General features: G+C 51.0%; 17 protein-coding genes and 1 other annotated feature. Of the genes, 6 read left to right on the plus strand and 11 right to left on the minus strand.

Annotated elements, in window-relative coordinates:
* Positions 1-5 precede the first annotated feature (5 nt).
* Together pheT and pheS are read right to left on the minus strand one after the other, a co-directional pair.
* Complete coding sequence (gene pheT, locus NSQ73_RS23050) at positions 6-2,450, minus strand: phenylalanine--tRNA ligase subunit beta (protein ID WP_340988324.1); 2,445 nt, start codon at positions 2,448-2,450, stop codon at positions 6-8.
* A gap of 339 nt (positions 2,451-2,789) precedes the next feature.
* Positions 2,790-3,824: a phenylalanine--tRNA ligase subunit alpha gene (gene pheS, locus NSQ73_RS23055; protein WP_171718878.1), complete on the minus strand. Its 1,035-nt coding sequence runs from the start codon at positions 3,822-3,824 to the stop codon at positions 2,790-2,792.
* Between the two features lie 58 nt (positions 3,825-3,882).
* Positions 3,883-4,170, minus strand: a binding site (T-box leader).
* 271 nt (positions 4,171-4,441) lie between these two features.
* Here pheS and NSQ73_RS23060 point away from each other — a divergent pair.
* From NSQ73_RS23060 to NSQ73_RS23080, 5 genes are all read left to right on the plus strand, one after another.
* Positions 4,442-7,081, plus strand: a complete 2,640-nt coding sequence (locus NSQ73_RS23060) for a hypothetical protein (RefSeq protein ID WP_340988325.1) — start codon at positions 4,442-4,444, stop codon at positions 7,079-7,081.
* 54 nt (positions 7,082-7,135) lie between these two features.
* Positions 7,136-8,602: an efflux RND transporter periplasmic adaptor subunit gene (locus NSQ73_RS23065; protein ID WP_340988326.1), complete on the plus strand. Its 1,467-nt coding sequence runs from the start codon at positions 7,136-7,138 to the stop codon at positions 8,600-8,602.
* A complete protein-coding gene (locus NSQ73_RS23070) occupies positions 8,599-9,300 on the plus strand; it encodes an ABC transporter ATP-binding protein (RefSeq protein WP_076242620.1) in 702 nt (233 codons plus the stop codon). The genes NSQ73_RS23065 and NSQ73_RS23070 overlap by 4 nt, the downstream gene beginning before the upstream one ends.
* Positions 9,297-10,469 (plus strand): ABC transporter permease, encoded by a 1,173-nt coding sequence (locus NSQ73_RS23075; protein WP_340988327.1) that lies wholly within the window; start codon positions 9,297-9,299, stop codon positions 10,467-10,469. Before NSQ73_RS23070 ends, NSQ73_RS23075 begins: the two co-directional genes overlap by 4 nt.
* Positions 10,470-11,033: 564 nt before the next feature.
* Complete coding sequence (locus NSQ73_RS23080; RefSeq protein ID WP_340988328.1) at positions 11,034-12,638, plus strand: diguanylate cyclase domain-containing protein; 1,605 nt, start codon at positions 11,034-11,036, stop codon at positions 12,636-12,638.
* Between the two features lie 78 nt (positions 12,639-12,716).
* Here the strand turns inward: NSQ73_RS23080 and NSQ73_RS23085 are convergent, their stop codons facing one another.
* The gene (locus NSQ73_RS23085; RefSeq protein WP_445669682.1) at positions 12,717-13,661 is read right to left on the minus strand and encodes an alpha/beta hydrolase; all 945 of its coding nucleotides are present in this window, start codon (positions 13,659-13,661) and stop codon (positions 12,717-12,719) included.
* A gap of 37 nt (positions 13,662-13,698) precedes the next feature.
* On the minus strand, positions 13,699-14,553 hold the full coding sequence (locus tag NSQ73_RS23090; protein WP_340988330.1) for an SDR family oxidoreductase: 855 nt from the start codon (positions 14,551-14,553) through the stop codon (positions 13,699-13,701).
* Between the two features lie 175 nt (positions 14,554-14,728).
* Between NSQ73_RS23090 and NSQ73_RS23095 the strand changes: the two genes are divergently transcribed.
* Positions 14,729-15,106, plus strand: a complete 378-nt coding sequence (locus NSQ73_RS23095) for a MerR family transcriptional regulator (protein WP_039310237.1) — start codon at positions 14,729-14,731, stop codon at positions 15,104-15,106.
* 392 nt (positions 15,107-15,498) lie between these two features.
* Here NSQ73_RS23095 and NSQ73_RS23100 read toward each other — a convergent pair whose 3' ends face one another.
* The 7 genes from NSQ73_RS23100 to glcT all read right to left on the minus strand — a co-directional run bounded on the left by NSQ73_RS23100 (position 15,499) and on the right by glcT (position 26,255).
* Positions 15,499-16,527 carry a matrixin family metalloprotease gene (locus NSQ73_RS23100; protein WP_340988331.1) on the minus strand — a complete coding sequence of 343 codons (1,029 nt, stop codon included), beginning with the start codon at positions 16,525-16,527 and terminating at the stop codon, positions 15,499-15,501.
* 320 nt (positions 16,528-16,847) lie between these two features.
* Positions 16,848-19,247 (minus strand): type I pullulanase, encoded by a 2,400-nt coding sequence (gene pulA, locus NSQ73_RS23105; protein WP_340988332.1) that lies wholly within the window; start codon positions 19,245-19,247, stop codon positions 16,848-16,850.
* Positions 19,248-19,575: 328 nt separating this feature from the next.
* Positions 19,576-20,817, minus strand: coding sequence for an MFS transporter (locus NSQ73_RS23110; RefSeq protein ID WP_340988333.1), 1,242 nt, complete (start codon positions 20,815-20,817; stop codon positions 19,576-19,578).
* Between the two features lie 181 nt (positions 20,818-20,998).
* On the minus strand, positions 20,999-22,711 hold the full coding sequence (gene ptsP, locus NSQ73_RS23115; protein ID WP_340988334.1) for a phosphoenolpyruvate--protein phosphotransferase: 1,713 nt from the start codon (positions 22,709-22,711) through the stop codon (positions 20,999-21,001).
* Positions 22,704-22,979, minus strand: a complete 276-nt coding sequence (locus NSQ73_RS23120) for an HPr family phosphocarrier protein (RefSeq protein WP_039309348.1) — start codon at positions 22,977-22,979, stop codon at positions 22,704-22,706. The genes ptsP and NSQ73_RS23120 overlap by 8 nt, the downstream gene beginning before the upstream one ends.
* A 98-nt stretch (positions 22,980-23,077) precedes the next feature.
* Positions 23,078-25,135: a glucose-specific PTS transporter subunit IIBC gene (ptsG, locus tag NSQ73_RS23125; RefSeq protein WP_340988335.1), complete on the minus strand. Its 2,058-nt coding sequence runs from the start codon at positions 25,133-25,135 to the stop codon at positions 23,078-23,080.
* A 241-nt stretch (positions 25,136-25,376) separates the two neighbouring features.
* Complete coding sequence (glcT, locus tag NSQ73_RS23130) at positions 25,377-26,255, minus strand: glucose PTS transporter transcription antiterminator GlcT (protein WP_076242614.1); 879 nt, start codon at positions 26,253-26,255, stop codon at positions 25,377-25,379.
* Positions 26,256-26,380: the final 125 nt, after the last annotated feature.

Consider the following 26,380-nt stretch of genomic DNA (forward strand, 5'->3'; position numbering starts at 1 on the left):
TCCTGCTATTTTCTTAATTCTGCGCCAAAAGTTTGCTCCAGGGCAGAAACGACTCTGTCATGCACTTCCACAACCTCTTCATCGGTAAGTGTACGGTCCGTATGACGGTACAGCAGCGAGAGGGCTACGCTCTTCTTTCCTGCTTCCATTTTGCCGCCGGTGTACACATCGAACACTTGCACATTCTGCAGCAGTGTTCCGCCATGTTCACGGATGGAAGCTATCAGGTGCCCTGCAGGAACTTCTGCGTCTACAACTACCGCAATATCCCGTTCCATGCCAGGGAAGCGGTGAAGCTCACTGTACTGTAATTGGGCACGCGCCGCATCATATAGCGGCTGTAGCAGCACTTCAGCTACATAAGTATCCTCCAGATCCATCTGGCGCTGAAGTTCCGGATGCAGCTGTCCGATGGTACCGATCTTATCGCGGCCTTCAGCCTGCAGCAGGTAGACCGAAGCAGAGCGTCCCGGATGGTAGCCTTCAGGAGCATCCCCTTCATAGATTATGCGGTCCGTAAGGCCAAGGTGGGCAAATACAGTTTCAAGCGCCCCCTTAAGATCGAAGAAATCTACAGGCTCGGCCGCTACATTCCACTGCTTGGCAGCACGTGTACCGCTCAGCAGCAGTCCAAGTACCGGCAGTTCACCGGGCTGGCGGGTAAGCACTTCTTCATCAGTGAAGAAAACATTGCCGATTTCGAACAGCGCCAGATCGCCTTGACGGCGGTTGGTGTTATAGAGGGCAATGTCCAGAAGCTGCGGCAGAAGGCTGGTACGCAGCACGCTGCGTTCCTCACTCATCGGCATCGCCAGCTTCACGGAGAGCTTGCCGTCCGCAAGTGCCGGGAAGAGCTTGCTCTGTTCCGGCTGGATGAAGGAATAGCCCATAACCTCCTGATACCCGCCAAGAGCCAGCAGGCGGCGGAGCTCACGGCGCAGGAACTGCTCTCTGGTGAGTGCCCCCGGTGTAGTAGTCCCTTCAATTAGGGTTGTCGGGATGTTGTCATATCCGTACAGGCGGGCAATCTCTTCTATGAGATCCACATCATAGCTGATGTCGCCTCGCCGCGTGGGAACCTGAACTTCAACGATTCCCTGGGCAGCATCACCGCACTTGAAGTGCAGACGGCCAAACAGGGTCTTCACTTCCAGCAAAGACAGCTCGGTACCCAGATATTGATTCAGCTTCTCCAGCGACAGGGTCAGTACTTTCTCCTCGGCAGAGGCACTGCCTGCCTGAACAATACCTTCATGCACAGAGCCGCCGGCATAGCGGGCGATTAGAGCAGCTGCACGGTTAAGTGCAGGAATGACGGCATTCGGATCGACTTCCTTCTCGAAGCGCTGGGAAGCTTCAGAACGCAGACCCAGCTGACGCGAGGTCTTGCGTACAGTCCCGCCGTCGAATTTGGCGGATTCCAATACGATATTGACGGTATTTGCTGTAACCTCAGTCGATAATCCGCCCATAACGCCAGCCAGGCCGATAGCTCCTGACCCGTCAGCGATGACAAGCATCTGCGGCTCCAGCTTGCGCTCCTGGCCGTCAAGTGTTGTCAGCAGCTCGCCTTCATGAGCGAACCGCACACCAATCGTTCCGCCTGCCAGCTGATCACCGTCAAACGCATGCAGCGGCTGTCCGTATTCCAGCATCACATAGTTGGTAATATCGACGATGTTGTTGATCGGGCGTACCCCGGCCGCCATCAGGCGGTTCTGAATCCACAGCGGGGATGGAGCTGTCTTCACACCGGCAATATAACGCACTGCATAATGGCTGCAGTATTCTTCATTTTCAATATTGACAGTGATGGAATCCGCTGCCCGTCCGCCTGCTTCCACAAGCTCTGCCGCCGGATCTGCCAGCTGCAGGTCACGGCCCAGAATTGCGCTCACTTCATAAGCAGCACCGATCATGCTCAGACAGTCGGAGCGGTTAGGCGTCAGGTCGAAATCCAGGATCTCATCGTTCAGGCCAAGCACCTTCAGAATATCCTGGCCGACTTCCGTATTCTCAGGCAATACGAGAATACCTTCCTGAAGCTCTTTGGGCAGCAGCTTGTCGTTCAGCCCCAGCTCTTTGGCCGAGCAGATCATCCCCTGCGACAGCACGCCGCGCAGCTTAGCTTTCTTGATTTCCAGTCCGGGCAGCTTAGCGCCAACCAGTGCGACCGGAACCTTCTGTCCCGCTGCGACATTCTTGGCACCGCAGACAATCTGCAGATCCTCGCCCTGTCCGGCATCCACGATGCAGATGTTCAGCTTGTCGGCGTCCGGATGCTTCTCTTTGGATTTCACATAGCCGGTTACGATTCCGGAAATCCCTTTGTTACGGCGTTCAACTCCGTCAATCTCAATGCCGGCGGTAGTGATTTTGTCCGCGAGTTCATCAGCGGTCACCCCGTCCAGCGATATATAATCAGCCAGCCAGGCGGTTGATACTTTCATTTTCGCACACTTCCTTTTGTTTCAGATGTATTTATCTCCATGCCGCCCTATGCTTGACGCGCTTGCCAGTAAGCCGCTGCACGATCTTTCCTTCCTGCTTCAAAACTCTCTGTTAATAGTGCCCCTGCAAGGAATATTTGGACTTCCGGCCGCTGTTGTGTTTGGATTTCCTGATTCAAACCGCTATTCGCGGTAGAAATCCAAACACAAAGGCGGACGCTACCGCTCCTACAGTTCCAAAATTCCCCCTCCGGTTCATTTTTAACAGGTATAGAAACAGCAACTCAAAATCTACTGCAACCCTTCCAATCCCACGCACCCCGCACACCCGCCAAATCTCTAAATCCCCTTGAACTGCTTCACAAAGCCCATGTCGTTCGTGTAGAAGTAGCGGATGTCATCGATGCCGTACTTCAGCATCGCGATCCGTTCCGCGCCTACGCCGAAAGCGAAGCCGCTGTAGATCTCAGGGTCGTAGCCGCCCATCCGCAGCACATTCGGATGTACCATGCCGGCACCGAGAATTTCCAGCCAGCCGCTCTGCTTGCAGAGGCGGCAGCCTTCGCCGCCGCATTTGAAGCAGCTCACGTCTACCTCAACACTCGGTTCGGTGAACGGGAAGAAGCTCGGACGCAGGCGGATGCCTGCTGTAGGACCGAACATTTCCTTCATGAACTGCAGCAGGGTGCCCTTCAGGTCGCTCATACGGATATTGCGGCCGATAACCAGGCCTTCAATCTGATGGAACTGGAAGGAGTGGGTCGCATCGTCGTCATCGCGGCGGAATACTTTGCCCGGACAGATGATTTTGACCGGAGTTTCGCCCTTCATAGCCTGCATCGTGCGGACCTGCACCGGAGATGTCTGTGTGCGCATCAGAAGATCTTCTGTTAAATAGAAGGAATCCTGCATATCGCGGGCCGGATGGTTCTTCGGCAGATTCAGAGCCTCGAAGTTATAGTAGTCTGTCTCTACTTCCGGACCTTCTTCAATCCGGTAGCCCATGCCGATGAAAATATCCTCAATCTCCTGAATTACGCGGTTCAGCGGATGAATTCCGCCTTGCGGCAGGCCGCGGCCCGGCAGCGACACATCGACCTTCTCCGCATTCAGGCGGTTCTGTGTCTCCTGCTGCTGGAAGATTTCCTGCTTCGTGCCGATTACCTCTTCAATGGCACTGCGCACCAGATTGGCCACCTGGCCGATCACCGGGCGTTCTTCCGCGCTGAGTCCGCCCATACCGCGCAGAACCTCCGTAAGCTCACCTTTTTTGCCAAGGTATTTGACGCGCAAATCATTCAGAATCTGCGGATCGGTTACCTCCTGCAGCTTAGCCAATGCCTCGGCCTTCAATGCTTCCAATTTCTCTTTCATGCCTTGTACTGCCCCCTTAAATCTCGTATTGTCAACAAAAAAAGGCCTTTCCTCCCGGTAAAGGGACGAAAAGACCGTGGTACCACCCTTGTTAGACGGCTGCGACGCTTCCCTTAAGAGCAATATTCCCTCTTTCGGACCGGCGGAGACATGTCTCACTTTAACAGAAATAACGGTCTGCGGCCGGTATCCCCTACTGTGTCCCTCAAGGAAGCCTTGAATGGAATTCAGGGAACTGCTCCGGAGTGAACTTCGGCAGCTCTGCTCTCTTAGAAACGCTCTCAATCTGCGGCGCTTCCTCCCTGTAAGCCAGGCACTGCGTACTCTTCTCCATCAATGCATTTATGCGGATTGTGTCAAATATACTCGATCTTCCAGTTCGGAAGATATGTCTATTTATTATATGCAATAACGGCGCTTTTGACAAGTTGCACAATTTTAGGTTAATTTTTATCTTCCTTTAAGCTTCCTTTAAGCTTCAGCGCGGTTTTGGGGGCTTTTTTTCAGCGAACGTTCAGCCAATTTTGATATTTTCCCTTTTGAGATAAGCCTGGCTGTCCTCATTAGAACAGGGCGGCTTTTGGATAGTATCGGCTTTTATACAGGGAGGGAATTTCATGCTTAAACGAAGAAAGGCATTTGTTCTGCTGTTACTCAGTACATTTGCTGCAAGTCAACTCGCGGGGATCGCGGGAACCACGGCGTTTGCTGCCACGGCCAGTACAACCACTGCCAAAACAGCTGCCACAGTAACGGAAGTCTCCAGTCTTACAGGCCTCAGCGCAATCAAGCTCGGCACCACGCTTAGTGTGAAGCTGGGCAATGTAGGCATTCAGAGCCAAACCGGCGGAAATATTCTTACTTATACACTCACCTATACTAACAATGCAAGCAGCAGCATCAATTTGGTCAATTATTTCTCCAAAATCGTGACTGCCGGCGGCAGCATCATTAAGGGAATCCCGGTCAGCGCAGACAGTGCTGTCAAAAAGATCGCTGCTAAGCAGAGCACCAGCATTACATATTATGCGAATATCGGAACAGCCGCCTCGGCCAAAGGGCTCAAAATCAACATGTACGGCTGGAATTTCAGTGCCGCCAATTATGAACAGCGCATCGGCACGTTCACCATTCCTTCTAATTATTCGCTGTCCTCCCTTACCGGTGAGACCCGTAAAGTTGAACTCGGCAGCATTCCGGTCAACACCAAGGCTGAGTCTGCACAAATCTACAAATATAACGGCAAGGTCTATGCCAAGGTTGGACTCAGTATAACGAATCTGGGCACCAAAGTGCTCACCGACCCGGGCTACAGCCTATACCTGAAATCCTCGGGCGGCTCTACCTTCACACTCACGCTGGATGACAGCAGCTCCGAATACAAGGTTCAGCCTCAGGAGAAGAAGACGCTCTACTATATGACTGAGATTCCATCCTACATGAACGTCACCAAGATGACGCTGCAGATCGCCAAGCTGGATGAAGGGCTGAAGCTCTATCTTCCAGTCTCCTCCTATTCCCTTCCTGCTGCGGGTACAGCTGATTTCACCGTGGCGGCCGGCTATACCAAGAAGATCTCCATCGACAGCAATATTGTTGACATGAAGCTCGCGGACGCAAGTGTGCATGCAGACAATGGCAATGCCGTATGGAGTTATCAGCTCACCCTTAGAAATGCCGGCACCAAAGCAGTGACTTTGCCTGCGTATGAGCTTGCTGTCAAATCCGCTGAAGGTTATACCTTCCCGGTAACAACGACTGCGTTCAGCTCCCTTACCTTAAAGCCGCTGGAAGAAAAGCTGATTGAACTAACCGCCAGCGTTCCGCTTGAGCTGGCTCAGGATACGCTCGAACTGCAAATGGTTGCCCCTGCGGGCAGCAGCACCAGTAGCAACGGCAGCAACAGCAGTAATGGCAGCAGTGAGACCAGCACCAGTTCAAGTAAAGTAATACTGCCTGTAGCCTATTTCAAAATCCCTTATTCCCTGGCGGGCAACACTCATATCACTACAGAGAACAGCATTACCAACAGCTACGGCACCTTCGGCGTCACACTGAATTCCCTGCAGCGTCTGCCATGGGGCAGCGAAGATATCGTACAGGCTAAGGTCACCATCAGCAATCATTCCTCCAAAACGATTACTCTGCCTGCACTTACCGGTGTTCTGAAAGTGGACCTGACGGATTTGAGCTCGTCCTCACAGCTATATACGGAGAGTACCAGCACGGTTCTTGCGCCTGGAGCCAGCACGCAAGTCTCGGTTCTTGCCCGCGTGCCTTATACGCTCGATTTCAGCCAGGCCCAGATCATTCTTCAAGAAACTTCCGGCACCAGCACTACCCAGTTCCTCTCTCTTGGCACAACGGACGGGCTTAGCAGCGGTATTACGCCTCTGGCTGTGGGTGAATCGTTCAAGATTACGTCGACCGGTAAAAAAGCCAGCGTGAAGGAACGTTCAACCCTTGTATACAGCGGAACCAGCAATAACCTCATATACAGTGAAGTAGAAATGAACAGTGAAGAAACCCGGCAGACTGACCTCTCCCGGCTGTATGGACAATTCAAAACCGCAGACGGACAGTATTTCGAGGCAACTGCGGTCCAGTCGGAGAGTTCCACAAGTCCGGCAGGCAAGACCCTGGTTAACTTCTGGGCTAATATACCAGCTGCCGTGGACACAAACGGCCTCCAGCTGTATGTCAGCCAGGAGATTGCAGACGGTAAGCTGACTTCAGCCGGAACCGCGGCTACAGCTTATGTGAATACATCAGCACTGACTCTGGCTCCTGTGGTGCCTACGCCTGCTGCCAACCTGACTTCTGTGTCCCTGTATCCTTACACGCTGGCCATATCAAATTCCACTGGCACCATTACATCAGGCACCACCAGTCTTGCATTGGCATTTAACTACAATCTCTCGCGGGATACAACTTACCAGATGGGAGCATTCGACCATAAGCTGATTCTGCACATTACTGACCCGTATGGACAATATTTCGAGAAAACGCTGTCCCTTGGAACAGATTTAGCAGTAGGAACTTATGGCTCCTACACAACGACCATTACCAGCTCACTGTTCAAGAACTTAAGCGGAGGCACTTACAAGCTCACTCTGTACGACGAATTCCAAGGCCAGCGGACAGAGCTTGGCGGACAGGTCTACTCCGTCGATGTTGTGACCAAAGCAGCTTCAACTACGGATACCGGCACTACAGCGGCCGCAGGCAATGGCAGCACCGAAGCAAGCGGTTCTTAAGATTCTCAGGTACAACTGGCCCCTTATATTATTTGAGTAAGATGGAGGATCTGAATGAAAAAGAAGAAGAAAATGATTATTGCCTCAGCCGTTGTTGTTATTGCTATTGCAGGTATTCTGGGCTATGTATTATGGCCGGATCAGAACCCGCAGGTCAATGCCGCTCCCATGAATACCTCAATGGTGACCAAGGGAAATATCCTCGTCGGTGTCTCCGGCTCCGGTTCCGTTTCGGCAATTAACAGTGAGAGCATCCGCACCAAAGAAGCCGGTGAAGTGGATACAGTCATGGTTAAAAAAGGCGATGTCGTCAAAAAAGGCGATGTGCTGATTACCTTTGTGGCGGGCGATTTCGATGACAAGCTGAAGGAAGCCAACAAATCGCTGGAGAACCTCAAAACCGAGCTTACGAACAAGCAGGAAAACTACAAAACAATCGCGATGAATAATGCTACAGATGAAGAGCTGGAATCGGCAAAAACAGCCATTGATAAAGCCAAAAGCGATATTGCCGATCAGCAGGATTCCATTGCTGCCATCTATGAGGATATGGTTCCGCCAGATCCGTTAACGGCTCCTATCGACGGAACGATTACAGCTGTAAATATTACGGACGGCGAACAGGCTCAGAATGGTACAGAGCTGTTCACCATGACTGACTACGTTAATTTGAGCGTAACTGTACAGGTGGATGAACTGGATATTCCTCAGATCAAGCTGGATCAGGTGTCAACGATTACGCTGGATGCGCTTGAGGATAAAGAGTTTGCCGGCAAGGTTATTGATATCGCCAAGGAAGGAACCTCCTCAAACGGCGTCTCCCTGTTCAATGTCACTGTAGGCTTGAATGACTCTGAGGGAGTACTGGTTGGCATGTCCGCAGAAGTGGCGATTACCATTGAAGAGAAAAATGATATTCTGACCGTGCCGATCGAGGCGGTATCCGAAGTGAACGGCAAATATTACGTGAATGTGCCTGTGACCGAAGGCGGGGAATCTGCGGCAACGGACAACGGTGCGGCGGGCGGCCAGATTCCGGGCGGTGATGCGGCGGGCGGGCAAGCTCCGGGCGGTGATGCGGCGGGCGGCCAGGCTTCGAGCGGTGATGCGGCAGGCGGCCCTCCAAGCGGGAAATGGCAAGGCGGAGAAGGCCAGAGCGGCGGCCGGGGCATGCGCAGCGGCGGTGGCGGAGGCTACGGCGGAGGCGAGTTCCCGGGCGGCGCATCCGGCGGCAGAACTGCAGCAAGCTCAGCATCCGGCCAGAAACGGGTTGCCGTAGAGGTAGGCATCCACAATGAGAGCAGCATCGAAATCGTGAGCGGTTTAAATGAAGGTGATGAAGTGATCATTCCAACTGTGATCTCAACAGGCAACACATCCACCCAGCAGACACAGATGCAAGGCGGTATGGGCGGCAGCTTCGGCGGCGGCGGAATGACCGGCGGCTTCACTGGCGGCGGTGCTGGCGGCGGAATGACGGGCGGCGGCGGAGGCTTCTCCGGAGGCGGTGGCGGACGATGAGCACCTCCGAACCGTTAATCCGGGTTCAGAACATGCAGCACAGCTATACCATGGCCGGAGAATCAATGGCGATCCTCAAGGGCCTGACCTTCAACATCGATTACGGTGAGTTTGTTGCGATCATCGGACCCTCAGGCTCGGGCAAGTCGACCCTGATGAACATGCTGGGGTGCCTGGATGTTGCGAATGAAGGTGATTATTTCCTGGACGGCCAGGAAATCCGCAAGCTGTCAGACAACAAGCTGGCCCAGATCCGCAATGAGAAAATCGGCTTTATCTTTCAAAACTTCAATCTGCTGCCGAAATTATCGGCAGTAGAGAATGTGGAGCTGCCCCTTATCTACCGGGGAATGTCTCACCGGGAACGCCGAGAGGTTGCCCGCAATGCTCTGGTCAGGGTAGGCCTGGAGAGCAGAATTGATCATCGTCCGTCCGAGCTGTCGGGAGGCCAGCAGCAGCGTGTGGCCATCGCCCGCGCCCTTGCCGGCACCCCTCCTATCCTGCTTGCCGATGAACCGACTGGTGCGCTTGATTCCAAGACAGGCAAGGAAGTTCTGGAGATGATCAAGGCGCTTAATGAACAGGGACATACTATTATTCTAATCACGCATGACCTCGAAATCGCCGAGCAGGCCAAACGGATTATCCGGATTCAGGACGGGGATCTCGTTGAGGATCGGAAGGTGTCCCACTCATGATGCTGTATCAGAGCATGAAAATGGCTTTTAAAAGTATTCTCAGCAGTAAAATCAGAGCCTTCCTCACGATGCTGGGCATCATTATCGGTGTATCCTCCGTAATCGCCCTCGTCTCGGTAGGACAGGGTACGACTTCGCAGATTACGGAATCCTTAAGCTCTCTTGGAACCAACCAGCTGACGGTTAACATTATGGGACGCGGGGCAACGACTTCCTTAACTTACGAGGAAGCTCTGGCACTTGGAGAGATTGAAGGGGTGGAGAATGTATCTCCCGTAATTACGGGGAATGTTACCGCCAAGAATGGGACCGAGAACGTTTCAGTATCCGTTGAAGGGATAACACCTGCCTATGAGGAAGTCCAGGATTTCCATGTGCAATCCGGACGGTTTCTGCTGGAGATTGATACAGATTACCGTCAAAAGGTAGCCTTGATCGGAACAGATACGGCTGAGGATCTGTTCGGCACGGATGATCCTGTGGGCCAAAAGGTACAGCTCAACGGAAGCAGCTTCAAGATCGTCGGTCTGCTGGAGAGCAAAGGCTCAACCAGCGGCGGCTCCAGCGACGAGAAGATTCTGATTCCTATTTCAACCGCTGAACGGTTCCTGCAGAGTAAGGGGGTCCGCTCGATTACCATCACAACTACTTCCAACGATAATGTGGAGGAGGTAAAAACCGAGCTGGAGTCTACGCTCGATGCCAAATTCAGCGGTGCGGAGAACTCCTACTCTGTCTTCGATTCTCAGGAAATGCTGGAAACGGTAAACGAGACCAGTGATACGCTCTCTATGGCACTTGGCGGCATTGCCGGCATTTCCCTGTTCGTCGGCGGCATAGGAATCATGAATATCATGATTGTCTCCGTTAACGAGCGGACGCGGGAGATCGGAATCCGCAAAGCGATCGGGGCCAAAAAAATCAACATCATGATGCAGTTCATGATTGAGTCTGTAGTCTTAAGCGGAACAGGGGGCCTGATCGGAGTCGGGCTGGGGCTTGGTGCCAGCTGGGCCGTGGGGAAATATACAACCATGAATGTGGCGACATCCTGGAACATGGTCCTGATCTCCTTCACATTCTCCTTGATCATCGGGGTTGTCTTCGGAATGATCCCGGCTAACAAGGCAGCCAGAATGCGGCCTATCTACGCGCTGCGAAATGATTAGCATTCCTGTAATAACGAGCCTTATATCTTATTTACTCCATCCGTCCGTCTCGCATTTGGTTGAGGCTGGCGGATTTTCCTGTTCCATCCAACCCTTCCGGGTAAACTGCAGCCGTTTCAGCAAAATTAACTTTTAATTGATCCCGGGAGGGTATCGTTTGCAATAAATGTGGGTAATAGGTCTCAAGGGTAGAATACTTATAGTAGTAAGTTATACATAAATCTTCGTAATAAGTAGCACGTGATATGTCTCAAGCAATTTCCTTCCCGGTTTCCCGGTTCGCTTGACGACCCGTAAATCCGGCAGCAGGAGATGATGAGGCTTATTATTTTTTCAGCAATTGCTCTGCATGAAGGTAGTCCTATATACTGGTGAAAAGAAACCGCGGTTAAACCGGGATTTTTTCTTTCATTTCCCTCCTTCTTCCCCTGCTTATAGGACTCGCTAACATAAACTCTCTTTATCATGCCAGCAAACAGCCATTTGCCGCATAAGGATAAGTTCCGCATGCACCCAAGGTACACCAATGAGATTCGCAAAGTTCTATGCGGGGAGAGGATGACAGTGGCAGTTTTTTCCGAAATCACAAGTACACGCAGATTAATCCTATTATTCACCTCCATCTCCGTTCTTCTGGTTGGCGTCAGCGTTGCCTCCCTGTTATATCTGAATTATACAATGAATAAACTATCGGATTCCTTATACAGTGATGTATACCAGAACTCCGAGCTCTTGCTGAATGCCGACCGCGATCTGCATCAGTCTGCCATCGCGCTTCAGACTTCGCACAGCGGCAATATAACCGATGCGCAGCGCAGTGTGCTCTCGCAGGAGTTCGAGGACAATAATGCCCAGGCGCAGCAGCGGGTCAGTACTGCCCGTTATAATCTGGATTCTGTAGAGAGTCCATACAATGGAATGAAGCAGAGTGAGCTGCTGCTGGGTGAGCTGAGAAGCGAGCTGGAGCAGTTCGAGACCTCACTTGAGCTCTGGAAGGATAACGGAAGGGAACTGATCTCGCAGCGGGTTCAAAGTGATTGGAACCCCGCGGCCTACTCCCCGCTGGCCGTTCATACCCAGCTCACCCAGGTAAGGGGGACGCTGGATACTGCCGAGGGTCTGATTGACAGCTATGCCCGGCAGGTTATTCTCGAGTTCAAGAATCTGAAAAGCTCGCTGTTTGCCGTCTATTCAGTATTCCTGTTCTTGCTGGTCCTGGTTATTATTTATCTCTGCCGCAGACTCATCTCATTGCAGAATGAAATGCTGGAAGAGAAATCACTATACCAGCTGATCGGCGAAACCATGTCCGATTTCATTATTTTGACCGATCACAATGGCCTGATCCTGTACGCATCCCCATCACATTCAAGTGTACTTGGGTATGTTCCAAGCAAGGGCGCCCCTCTCTCCAATTATATCCGCGAAGCCGAGATCTCCTGGGCCAAGCTGAAGAGTGTCGTTCAGGCTTCACCGCGGATTTCCGAGCTGCGTATGCGTTCGGCAGAAGGGCACTGGGTATGGCTGGAGACCAAAGTCACACCTATTCCGGGAAGCCGGGCTTTCCCTGCACAATTCATGCTGGTATCGCGTGAGATTACCCAGCGCAAGCAATATGAGGAACGGCTGCACAAGCTGGCCTTCTATGATCATTTGACTGCCATTCCCAACCGGGCCCATTTCAAAATGTACATGGAGAACCTGATTAACCAGCCGGAGGAGCGCCGGCAGGAGATTGCCGTAGCCCTGCTGGATTGCGACCGGTTCAAGCAGCTGAATGATACGCTGGGCCATCTGGCAGGCGATGAATTCCTGCAGTTGCTCTCACGGGAGCTGCAGCAGACCGTTAAGGGCTCAGGCCAGGCGTTCCGCATCGGCGGTGATGAATTCGCGGTGGTGCTGCACCGGTTCACAAGTCCGGAAATGCTAGATGAAATGCTGGCGCGTCTGCTCCAGCTGTTCAATAAATCCTGGTCGGTCAACAAAGGCTCCAGCTTCCATACCTCTGCCAGCATTGGTGTAGCCCTCTATCCACAGCATGGCAGCAGCATCAATGATCTGCTCCGCGCCGCCGATCTGGCCATGTACCGCTCCAAGAATCATGGCGGCAATGAGGCCAATCTGTACAGCGAGAATGTGGATGAAAAATACACCCGCCAGCCGAAATAGCCTAAGCCCTTAGATAGAGGGGGCGCATTCCATAGCGAATGCGCCCCCTCTATCTGTTATGCTGAAGAAATCAGCTGTTTATTTGTATAAGGCATGCTTCAGAGCCGTGTAATATTCTTGCACAACTCTCTGGCTGATCTCCGCAGAAGGAAAGTATTCTTCGAACCCATGAAAACATCCGGGGTACAAATGAAATTCAGTCGGCACACCCGCCTGCGTGAGCCTTAACACATACTGAATCGTTTCATCGCGAAACGGATCTAAGTCACCGACGCAGGTGTATGTGGGCGGAAGTCCTGACAAATCGTCTGCCCGTGCCGGAGCGGCATACAGGGATTCTTGGCCTTGTTCTCCTAAGTACATTTCCCAGGCCAATTGGCTTTTGGCTCTGTTCCATACTCTGTCATCTGTTATTTCGTTACTGGACCTTGTAAGGAGCTGATCGTCAAGCATCGGATAGAGGGGCATTTGAAACATAATCGGAGGGCCGTTTCTATCTCTTGCCAGCAGGGAGAGAGCAGCCGTCAATCCGCCGCCGGCGCTTGGGCCGAATACTGCGATTCTGGATGAATCGCTTCCCAGTGATTCTGCGTTTTCGGAGAACCAGGTGAGTGCAGCATAGCAATCTTCGAGAGGAGCCGGAAACGGATGCTCCGGAGCCAGCCGGTAATCCACAGAAACAATGACACAGTCGAGCTCTGATACCAGCTGCTGCAGGGTAAAGTCCATCATATCGGCGGACCCCAGAATATATCCTCCGCCGTGAATATATAAGACACCCGGGAGAGTTTGATTTTTCACTCTGGGCTCGTATATTTTAATGCGGACCTCCGGCTCCCCTTCTGCACCCGGAACCTTTCTTTCTGAGATCAGGACTTCATCATTAAAAGGCAGCGATGCCGCCATTCCGGCAGTAAACTCCTGCATCTCTTTCCTCTGCGCTGCCAAATTCTCTCGCGTATATACAACCTTTGGTAAACCGGAAAACATATTTTGAAGTTCCGGATGTACTTTTTCCTCTATTCTCCAACCATCCTTTGTGAAGCAGAATTAGTATTCTTTATTGAATGCCGGCTTGTCCATTTCGCCACGCCGTTTGCCCCAACAGCTCCCGCATGGTCTTCATGTACTTCTCTTCTGACTGGGACCATCTCAATCTTGCTGTTTCTTCTGCGTCCGGACCTGCCAGATAGCGCAGCCGGTCAGACGGATCACATGCAGCGGCATACACCTGATCTGCAGCCTGATTCTCATCTGAACTCTCAAACGGATAGTCCAGCATACAGTTCATCATATGTTCGTAATAAGGCTGGTACGCTTGCGGAACGGACAGGTTTTGAGTTGCGGCCATGGTGTTCGACGAGAAATTCGTAGTAATCATGGCTCCTGGTTCCACAAGCTTGACGGAAATATTCTGCGATTCCAGTTCGTACGAGAGTGATTCGGACAGTCCCTCAATGGCATGCTTGGTTGAGACATATACGGCCAGGAGCGGGTTGGAGGCAAAGCCTACGTTTGAAGTGATATTGATGATTGTGCCGCCGCCTTCTTCACGGAAATAAGGGGTGATTGCCTGAATGACGTTCATGACACCGAAGACATTCGTCTCGAAAATTCCGCGGGTAATGTCCATGGGTGTTGCCTCAAATATCGAGAGAATACTGACTCCGGCGTTGTTCACAACAGCGTCGATCCGGCCGAACCTGTTGATCCCTGCCGCAATGGCCGCCTCGATGGAAGCGGGCTTAGTGACATCAAGCCCGGTGACGAAAATCCGTTCGGGATTCTCCTCAATCAAGCGCTGGTCCGGTTTGCGCATCGTCGCAATCACATTCCATCCTTCCTTCGCAAACTTCTTCGCTGTTGTATTTCCCAGTCCGGTCGAACTCCCGGTGATCAACACTGTTTTGGGCATTGAACATCCTCCTCTTTAGTTTGTTGCTGCTCTCTCAGCTTAGCGGATTGAAGCGGCTCTAAGTCAAATCTATCAATTCAAGCCTTTTATATAGGGATAATATGGACTGGAGGCAAGTCCGGATTGTAGAATATACTAGAGTCACTCTAACATTCAATAGGCGGTGAAACATCTTATGGCTTATACGATTAGGGATATCGTTGAGAAAACGGGCATTACTGCATATACATTGCGTTATTATGAGAAGGAAGGCGTATTGCCGGCTGTTGACCGGGATACAAACGGGGTCCGCCAATTCAACGATCACTACATCGAGTGCGTTGAGACGGTTCAGGCTCTTCGTTCGACAGGGCTGCCGCTGTCAGAAATAAAACAATACGTTGAGCTGTACAAGCGCGGAGATCGTACACTGCACCTAAGAAAAACGATGCTGTTCACCCAAAAGAGCAAAGTGGAGGAACAATTAACACGGATGATAAAAATGCTGGAAAAGATCAATTACAAGCTCGCCTTAATCGATGCCCAAGAAAATAAATTTGACAGACTTCCCTAATGAAAAGAGCTGATCTGCCCGTCCCCCCGGGGGACGGAACAGATCAGCTCTTATTCTATCTAACTGGTTCGCTGCAGCGGATCAGCCGCCTCACCTTCGTGCTCCGGCTTACGTTCCCGGATAGATTGTAGACCACATCCATAATGACCGAGATGCCGCGGCTGTGCAACGCCTGCACCAGGATGAAGAATACACCCGCCAGCCGAAATAGTACTGCGTTGTATTCGCTTGACCAAAATAATGAAAGAACGAAAAATGTTCAAAAGAAATTCATATATTGAATAAGAATAGCAGTTAAGGATAATCTACAAACTACAAAAAGCCCGCACTGGTATGACCAAATTGGATCATCCACAAATGCGGGCTTTTTATAGTTACGATTGTAGATACGGTTATTGTATATTCAAGGAACCACCATTAGCAGTATTAAGAAACTCTCCTCCTGCATTAACGAATATACTCTCATCTTCATTTATAGGGATGTAACGTTCATCATTAAGTTTTTTTAAGAATAATGTCACCTCTTGATCCTTTAATAACTTGGTAGAACCTTCAGAAACGACATTAACACTTCCGTCAGAACCTCCCATTTGGGATACTCTAATGACTTTTTGATTCTCTGCTGGATCACCCTTGATTACCTTGATGACTTCCAAGCTAACATCTGTGTAATAAGAATAGTATGCTCCCTTATTGTCAATGTTACTTCCCAAATCCTCCTTAACGATCCCTTGGATCACTAGATCTGCAGCATCAGCCAACTCGTTGTCATCCTTATAGTAAACCGCCCAGTTAGGATGCAAATGTACTGTTTTTTCGCCTGAAGAAATTACTGAATTAGGTTCCGCAGTTTTACTTTTCAGGGCTAAAGCTGGGTAAAGACTATTAACAACACTAATGTCAGTAGAAGATGGATTTAAAACCTTTACAAATTGGCCTGAGCTGTTAAATGAATATGGCCACATAATAGATGAACTTTCTACATTTGAAGCTTCATTCAAACCAAAAGAATGACCTATTTCATGGGCAGCGACAGCCGCCTTCTGTGCCGCAGAATAAACACGTTGTGTAAATGCCCAAGTGTTCAAATAAGATTCTGAATTTATGATAGTGCCGCTTGGATCTAGAATGGTCGAATACGTAACTCCGTCCCATTGGGCATTTTCAACATAAGTATCTGTAGCAAAATAGTTAGAAACAGAACCCAAAGTTGATGAAAGCTTAAAATTAGTATTGTTATACCATTTGGCAGCGCCTGAAGTCCAAGCAGTAGTATTAGCTGAGCTTAAAGAAACAGTTAAAGTATTATAGCGACTTGCCCACTTTCCATCAGTAGTAACAGCTGCAAAAGCACTAGAACCACCAACAACTAATGATAATGCGGCAATAGTAAAAACTTTGGATAGCTTATTTCTTTTCATTTTTCCTCCCTGTTACTTATTATGATTTTTTGTTTGAATAAAAAGTTCTCTTGCTACAAGAATGCTTGTACACCTTTTTTATATTCGGCAAATCCAGATGCGAAAAACACATCCAATATTTTACTTTTTTCGAATCTAATACAATAATATCACATTGAAGTTCCAATAGTAAAATCAATCATTAAAAGAAAACCAGAGCTCTTCCGTCTATATAATTCCATGTATATCCATTTTATACCGTCTCTTCACGAGCCGGAATATAAAAAACTGTCCTGCGTCCCACTAAGGGGAGATATGCAGGACAGCTCTTGGTTTATTGCTTAACTACTCCGTTGAAGTGGTCCTTCTGTATCTTCCTCATGCTCGTGCCGGCGGTCACTGACCCTTACCTTAACCGGATCCTCGCTTCCGGAGCAGTCGATGAAGCGGTCTCCGGTACCGTCCTTCTCCTCCCAATCATTCAGCCGGAGGATGTACCCGATAGACGCTGTGCCTGGCAGCACCTCGATCCGCGCTACTGCGTGACCGTCCTCCATGTGCTGGAAGTCCCGTTGTCCATCCTGAATGCCTGTACCCCATACCCAGAGATTCCAGCCCCGGTAATCGCCGTCCGGCCGTTCATAATGAACTTCGACTACCTTGGATCTCGGTTCAGGCTCGCCGTATTTATCGTAGAGCACCATCATAGACAGCCCGGCCACTTCAATACTGCCGTTCTCCGTCTGCCGGAAGGCCTCCGCTCCTGCATGGGTATGATCGACAACGATATTCCAGCAGCCGGAGGATTCAGGCAGACACTGGGTTACCGGTCCCATATTTGCATTGTAAATCACGACAATATTATTCCAACCATCGCCGCCGGCATGATTCTTCAGCACATAGGCAATGACTCCGCTGTCACAGCGCAGGAACTCAAGGCTGCGCTCTATCTCCTGACGTCCATGCAGACGGAAAGCCGGATGTCCCCGCCGCAGCTCAATCAGACCTTTGTAATATTGAAAGACGGGAATGAACTTCTTCTTGTTCTCCCAGCGGATGGCATTGATGCAGTCAGGACTGCGGTAGCTGTTATGGTCCCCGTATTTGCTGCGCAGAAGCTCATCACCGGCGTGCAGGAATGGTATTCCCTGCGAGGTCAGAATGATTCCGTTAGCCAGCAGAGAACGCCGTACAGTCTCATTCTCCAGCACATCAAGAGTATCAATCGCGAAATACGGGTCAGCCTGCTCCACAGCGGTTTCCAGATCCCCGCCGCTCCGCAGCCTGCCATTCTCAAGCTCCAATAAACGCGCTTCCTGGCGTAATCCCTGGGTAGCCAGAATTTTGTCCCACAGATTGAGATTATCATGTGCTGTTACATAGTTCACTGTCTCTACAGGCGAATCGGTGAACTCATGTATGGCCCCCTTGATCCCGGAAGCAACCGCACCTTCTTTACCGTATTCTCCGGTAGCGAAGCCCTTGCCCCAGCCGTCACTGTCTCCCTTGATAGCAGAGCGGAAGTTATCATTGAAGACGGCATAACCTTTGCCGCGCTGCACACCCTTCAGAGTCTTGGTGGCAAGCGGAGAGTCTCCGCCTGTCCAGGGCTCACCGTAGAGCAGCAGATTCGGATTAATCTCCAGCCGCAGCTCTTCCGTGATCTCACGCATGGTCACACTGTCCATCAATCCCATCAGATCGAAGCGGAAACCGTCGATATGATACTCTGATGCCCAGTAGGACAAGGAGTCTTTAATATATTTGCGGACCATCGGCTGCTCGGTAGCCAGCTCATTGCCGACACCCGAGCCGTTGGAGAGCCGGCCGCTATAGTCATGGCGGTAGTAATAATCCGGCACAAGCGGCTGGAAGGGTCCTTTTTCTATAGAATACGTATGGTTGTAGACCACATCCATAATGACAGAGATACCACGGCTGTGCAGGGCCTGCACCATCTCCTTGAACTCACGGATACGGGTAGGCGGATTGGCTGGGTCTGTGCTGTATGAGCCTTCAGGCACATTATAGTGCTGGGGGTCATAGCCCCAATTGTAGTCTGTGAATAGCGGAGACCGCGGTGCTTCACCGGGAGCCTTCAGCTCATCCACCGTCTGGAAGTCGAATACCGGCAGCAGATGCACATGCGTAATCCCCAGCTCAGCCAGATGGTCTATGCCCAGTGCATGACCCGCAGCATCCCTCAGTCCCATCTCAGTGAACGCCTTGAATTTCCCCTTATGGGTAAGACCCGAGCTCTCATGAGCCGAGAAATCACGTACATGCAGCTCATAGATTACAGCATCAGCCGGATGCGGCAGAGCAGGAGAAGTGTCCTGATCCCAGCCAGCCGGATTCGTATCCTGCAAATCGATGACCGCCGTCCGCACACCATTAGCCGATACAGCCGTTGCATAAGGGTCTGCAGCTTCGTTGATGCTTCCGTCCGCAAATACAGCCCGGTACATATAATACCTGCCCTTAAGATCACCGGAAACCCTGACTTCCCAGATTCCGCCGTCTGAGCGCTGCATATTGATAATCCGGCCGCTGTCCTTGTAATCTCCGGTATGACCGGCTGATATGCCATTCCCGCCGGTAGCATACAGCACCAGCGATACTGCAAACGCGGTCGGCGCCCAGACTTTAAACATACTGTACTCCGCAGAATACGTTAAGCCAAGGTCTTTGCCTTCATAGGTCTCCATTACTGATTCTGCATTTATATAATTGCTGCTCATTCATATTCACCATCCTAATGCTCTCTGCCATCCGGCCGAAAACTGATCACTCTATTACAACCAAGCTATTTCCACATATCACCAATCTAATACTTGCACAGCTCTGCAAGCGGGTATTGCTGAGAATTCTTACTCACGGTTCATCTTATAATATGTAACATTATGTTCACAGGTTTGGGTTACGGGGTAGAATTGCATCTGCTTGCTATATCCTATATCGGCATGAAGTCCCGGGTATTTAAGCTCATGGGGTGACAGCTGCGAATCTACCCGGAAGTATACTTGTCCTGCAGCCAAATAACAACTGTTAAATGTTGTTTTGCTTCCTTTAGCGCTTACGCATGACCTTTCCGAACAGCGCCAGAATTGGAAGCAGCAGGAAGCCGGCAGCCAGAATGGAGGCCCTGATCGAGAAACGGCTGCCTATATAACCAACAACCGGACCGCCTGCGGACTGGCCGAGTGCATCCGATTGGCTAATCATCGACAGGACTGTGGCCCGGTTCCGGCTTGGAAGCTTCGAGTTCAGCCAGGTAGTGTAGATAGGATCGCTCACGGAGCCGGCCACCCCCAGGAGAAGCACCGCAAAGATTGCGGCCGTGAAATTCGGCGCAAGCGCAAGCAGCAGGATGCAGCCCATGCGGATACAGGTAAGTATGAACAATGCGGCAGAGACCTTTCGTTCCAGGAGCAGGTCCATTCTTTTCCCGGCAAAACGCACGGCCAGCATCCCCAACATTGTAGCCGCTGCACTGATCAGGCCGAACCATACCGCCATTGACACGGGGGCATCCGGGAAGCCGATTTCATCGATGAGGTGGATTTGCCACAGACGGTCATATCCTTCAGACGCAGCCCCGTTAAATAATGTTACAACGGTCAGCAGCAGAAGCAGCGGGTGATGTCTGAGTACGGATACGCCGCTTACCCAGGTCTTGCCCAGTTCACGGATTGGTGAGGTGTGCGGCTCCCGCTCACGCCGGATAAAGCCCGTTTCCTTCATATAACGGATCAATACCAGCCCAAGTATGAAATAGACAGCCCCCCCTGCCAGAAACGGCATATTGGGCGCAAGCAGTGATAATCCTACACTGACAGCAATGCCCAGCAGAGATGCACTTAGCGCAAATACTTTGGAACGCATAAAAATTGCCCCCGTCTGCTCCTCATCCAGCTCGTCTACAATCCAGGCCGTGTCCGCCCCGCTGACAAACGTCCAGCCGATGCCATACAGCATCTGGGACATAAGCAGCCAGGCAAATGCAGGCAGCATGGAGGCCGGATGCATCATCCAGACAATACATCCTTCCAGTACAAAAGCACTTCCCAGCACGAACATTCCGATAATAACCGACAGCTTACGGCTGTATGTATCTGCTACAACACCTGTAATGCCTTCGAACACTAACACTGTTATCTCCAGAACCGTTCCAACCAGCACCAGCTGAAACGGATTTAACCCTAGCTCAATAACATAATAAATGCTGTAGGTTGTAAATATGGTGCTGCCCGCTAATGACATCATAAAAACCATGAACATGTACAGCTGCGAGGCATTAAATTTCTGCAAAAATGGTTCCACCCTTCGGAAGTAATGGACTCATTATATATAATGCTGCCGGAAAGGGCGGTTCCGTTCTTGCTGAAGTGGATGCATGCTCACAATTCAAAAAAAACCGGCCTCCTGTAACGGAGACCGGCTAAAGTAGTTGGAAAAGTGGAATTGCCTCAAACAGAAAACCAAAAACGAATTAATTCACACGGCTTTGCACAAGTGCTGCTACTTCCTCGGCAGTGCCGAGCTGCAGCGCCTGGGCAGCCATTTCCTTCATGTCTGCAGCAGACAGCTTGGCAATCTGGCTGCGGGCCGGCAAAATTGAGGTTGCACTCATACTGAATTCATCCAGGCCAAGGCCGAGCAGCAGCGGAATCGCTGTAGCGTCGCCGGCCATTTCACCGCACATGCCGGTCCATTTGCCTTCGGCGTGTGCTGCATCAATGACGATTTTGACCAGACGGAGAATTGCCGGGTTGTATGGCTGATACAGGTAGGATACCCGTTCATTCATACGGTCCGCAGCCATTGTATATTGAATAAGGTCATTGGTACCAATACTGAAGAAATCCACTTCTTTGGCGAACTGGTCAGCCAGTACAGCTGTCGAAGGAATCTCAACCATGATGCCCAGCTGGATGTTATCGGATACTTCCTTGCCTTCTTCACGCAGCTTGGCCTTCTCTTCCAGCAGCAGATCACGGGCTGCACGGAATTCGCCAAGAGTCGCGATCATCGGGAACATAATCCGCAGGTCGCCGTGGGCACTGGCTCTGAGCAGGGCACGCAGCTGGGTGCGGAAGATATCCTGACGGTCCAGACACAGACGGATAGCACGGAAGCCGAGGAACGGATTCATTTCCTTCGGCAGATCCAGATAAGGCAGCTCCTTGTCGCCGCCGATATCCAGCGTGCGCACAACTACCGGCTTGCCTTGCATGTTCTCAAGCACGCTGCGGTAGGCATTGTATTGAATCTCTTCGGAAGGCAGCTTGTCGCGGCCCATGTACAGGAACTCTGTACGGTACAAGCCTACGCCTTCGCCGCCGTTCTCGATTACACCCGTTACATCATTCGGTGTACCGATATTGGCAGCCAGCTCTACATGCTTGCCGTCAGCCGACACGGTTGGTTCGTCGCGGAGCTTTTTCCACTCGGCAATCTGCAGATTGTAAGCTTCCTGCTTGGCGGTATATTCAGCGACTTCCGCTTCCGTAGGGTTGATTAGCACGTCCCCGTTCAGACCGTCGACAATAATCAGATCGCCGGCTTTGACGAGAGACAATACGTTCTTAGTTCCTACAACAGCCGGAATTTCCAGGGAACGGGCCATAATTGCGGAGTGGGAAGTACGTCCGCCGATATTGGTCGTGAAGCCCTTTACGAAATTACGGTTAAGCTGTGCTGTATCCGAAGGCGTCAGATCGAGTGCAATAACGATAACCTCTTCACTGATTTCAGCCGGGCTCACATAGTGAATGCCAAGCAGATGGTTCAGTACGCGTTTGGTTACGTCACGCATATCGGCTGCACGCTCCTGCAGGTACGCGCTCTTCATGTTCTGGAACATTTCCACGAATTGATTAGCTACTTCATTCAAGGCATAGTCCGCATTAACCGATTCCTCGCGGATTTTATCCATTACAGGCGTGATCAGCTCGGGATCATCAAGAATCAGCAGATGGGATTCGAAGATCTCTGCTTTTTTCTCGCCGAGCTCTGCCAGTGTCCGCTCTTTGATGCTCTGCAGTTCGCCTCTGGATTTGTCCAAGGCGTCAGTCAGCTTCGCAAGCTCAGCTTCCACATCAGTGACCGCTGTTTTGGTAATGGTATAGTCCGGATGTTCCAGGATAAAGGCACGGGCTACTGCAATACCTGCGGAAGCCGCGATTCCTGAAATTTTACTCATGAACTTCTCCCAGCCCTTCTTTAACCATGATCTCCTGCAGTGCGCTGAGGGCTTCAGCTTCTTCACTGCCTTCAGTAATAAGGGTCAGGGTATCTCCTGCTTCAAGGCCCAGGGACAGAACGCCCAAGATGGATTTAAGGGTTACTTTTTTGCCTTTGGCTTCCGCAAAAGCCTCAGTGCCTTTGAATTTTGTAGCTGTATTTACCAGCGCTGTTGCCGGGCGTGCGTGAATTCCATCTTCGTCAATGATTCTGAAAGTTGTTTGCATAATAATATCCAACTCGCTTTCTATTAATTAGGATAGTTGCTTATGGTGAAGGCCGCGCTCCCTTTAATTATAATGGAAGCGCTTCGCCTTTGCACATTTTACTGAATGGTGATGATATCCTTATCACCGATGGATACTTTGCCCGGTTTCTTCAGGGTGACAGAAGAGCCTTCAGGCAGGTTGGAGAAGATGACCGGAGAAATGACGGAAGGTGCATTGGCCTTCACATACTCCAGATCCACTTCCATAATCGGCTGTCCGGCAGCTACCAGATCGCCTTCTTCTACAAGAACCGTGAAGCCCTGGCCCTTAAGCTTAACGGTATTGACACCGATATGCACGAGCACTTCCTTGCCGCCGTCGGACATAATGCCGATTGCATGCTTGCTCGGGAAGACATTGAACACCTTGCCGTATACCGGCGAGGCAATCTTGCCGTCATCGGACAGGAAGGCGAAGCCGTCACCGGTCATTTTTTGCGAGAAGACCGCATCAGGAACAAGTGTAATATCCATCAGCTCGCCGTTTACAGGGGATACGATATCCTCAGCGATAATAGCCTCACCCTGCTCGCCGGCCTGTTGCTCAAGCTCCGGCTTCGGCGCTACAGGAGCAGCAGCCGGTGTTCTTCCGTTCATGACATCCTGAATCTGCGATTTGATGGTGTCCGAACGGGTTCCGAAGATCGCCTGTACGTTGTTACCCACTTCCAGAACTCCAGAAGCACCCAGCTTCTTCAGCCGGTTCTTATCAACGCCCGCTTTATCCTTGACTTCAACACGAAGACGGGTGATGCAGGCATCCAGATGCGTAATATTCTCTTTGCCGCCCAGAGCGGACAGAATGTTGCGCGGCAGATCGTCGCCCGACTTCGATACACTCTCTGTGCTTATTTCTTCCTCGTCGTCAGATGCATCTTCGCGGCCCGGAGTCTTGAGGTTGAACTTGCGGATCACGAAGCGGAATCCGAAGTAGTAAATCACCGCGAGCACCAGACCTACCGGAATAACCAGCCACCAGGCTGTACGGTTCGGAATGACGCCGAACAGCACATAGTCGATGAAACCGCCGGAGAAGGTCATACCGATTTTGACATTAAGGATGTGCATGGTCATGAAGGAAAGACCTGCAAATACCGCATGTACAGCGAACAGCAGCGGAGCCACGAACAGGAATGAGAATTCCAGCGGCTCGGTAATACCTGTCAGGAACGAAGTCAGCGCTGCGGAAATCATCAAGCTTCCGACAACCCGTCTGTTCTCAGGTTTGGACTCATGATAGATCGCAAGGGCGGCTGCCGGAAGTCCGAACATCATGAACGGATATTTACCAGTGGTAAATGTACCGGCTGTGAAATCCACACCGTCACGAAGCTGCTGCATGAAGATCCGCTGGTCACCGCGGACCAGATCTCCTGCCTTGTCCACATAACTTCCGAATTCATACCAGAACGGCGAATAGAAGATATGGTGCAGGCCGAAAGGAATCAGGGAACGCTCGATGACCCCGAAGATAAAGGCCGACAGCGTCAGGTTGGTGTTAATCATACTCTGCGATACATAGTTCAGGCCGTGTTGGATCGGCGGCCATACCAATGTGAGCGCAAGACCGAGAATCAGGGAAGTTACCGCAGTCATGATCGGTACGAAACGTTTACCCGCGAAGAAGCCGAGATAAGACGGCAGCTCTATACGGAAGAACCTTTTGTACATGGATGCGGCCAATATCCCCACCAGGATACCACCGAACACCCCTGTCTGCAACGTAGGAATCCCCAGCACGCTGGAGTAGGCGAAATCTTTCCAGGTCAGGACGTAGGCGTTGACGCCAACAACCGTACCCATGGTTACGTTCATAACCAGGAATCCGATGATAGCTGCCAGACCCGCTACACCTTCACCTCCGGCCAGCCCGATGGCTACGCCGACTGCGAACAGCAAGGAGAGATTATCAAATACAATTTGCCCCGAGTTCATCAATACGGTAGCAATAGCTTGAACTACATGATTTTCCAGTGCCGGCACATACTGCAGGAAATCCGGATTAACGAGCATGTTCCCGATCCCGAGCAGCAGCCCTGCTGCAGGCAGAATGGCAACGGGCAGCATAAGCGCTTTACCAACTCTCTGCAAAACGCCGAATAACTTTTTGAACATTGAGGTCACTTCCTAATCCTAAATTTCATTCAAAACAGAAGCCAAAAAAGGCATGAGCAATACAGCACACAGATTGTCGTCTAACGCTAACGTTAGAGTACCCCGAGTTGGGGCAAGACAACCATAATACTGTAAATCACTCATGCCTGATCGTATCAGTTACACGTTTGTATTCTGTTTTGTTAATAACAGGGATCATTGTAGCACTGATAATTTGAAGTTGCAAGCATTAATTAACAGGCTAAATGCTGTCCTGCTGTTCCATACCGGATTCATCTTCCTTCTTCTGGGCAAGACGCTGCAGATGAATCGTCAGATAACTCACCTCGGCAGGATATACCGGGATATGCACGCGCTGTTCGATAACCTTGGTCAGCTTCCAGGCAAGCATATACATCTCGGGATATTCACGTTTCATCAGCCCGTCAAGGGAGGAAGTCTCACGTACAGTCTCCCCCCGGCGCAGCCTCTCCAGCACAAAACGCAAATGAGTCACCAGACGTGAATAGTCCAGGGAGTCACGCGGAATGCGGTATTCGAGGTTATCCTCCACCAGTCCCACCATGTCCCCGATCAGCTGCGAATGCTGCTTAACCTCCGAGATATGCCGGTTGCTGAGTGCACTGACAATGTGAAGCGCCACAAATCCGATCTCATCCGGCGGCAGTGAAACCTTCATGGCTTCGTTAATCCGGTCCACTGCATATTCGGCCAGCCTGTATTCCTCCGGATAGATCTCCCGGGTCTCGTACAGAAAAGGATTATGTATGGCTATATGCTGTTCACTCCTGCGGATGGCAAAGGAAATATGGTCAGTGAGCGCGATATGGATATGCTCGTTAAGTGCCTGCCGGCTGCTCTGCATAATATGCAGGACGATCTCCTGGACCACCTCAATCAGCTTCTCGTCCACCTGGGGCACAAGCTGCTTATACTGCTCCTGCTCCTCCTGGCTCCGCAGGATGAACATTTTTTCCACAGAAGAGAGGTTGATCCGGTCCCGTGTCTTACGGTTGAAGCCGATACCCTTGCCAATGACCACTACCTCGGCATACTGGGGATGCTCGGCAATGATAACGTTGTTATTCAGTACCTTGGCCACTGTTATGCTGCTGCTCACTTGCGACACCTCTTTTAATTCTGAATACCCGATCTATTAAGGCAGCACGATACACGTATCAGCATGTGAAAATTAACCTTGAGCTACTATCATAACATCAAGAATCTCAAATTAGAAGTGTGCGG

The organism is Paenibacillus sp. FSL R10-2736 (genome assembly GCF_038000245.1).
GTDB lineage: Bacteria > Bacillota > Bacilli > Paenibacillales > Paenibacillaceae > Paenibacillus_AQ > Paenibacillus_AQ phytohabitans.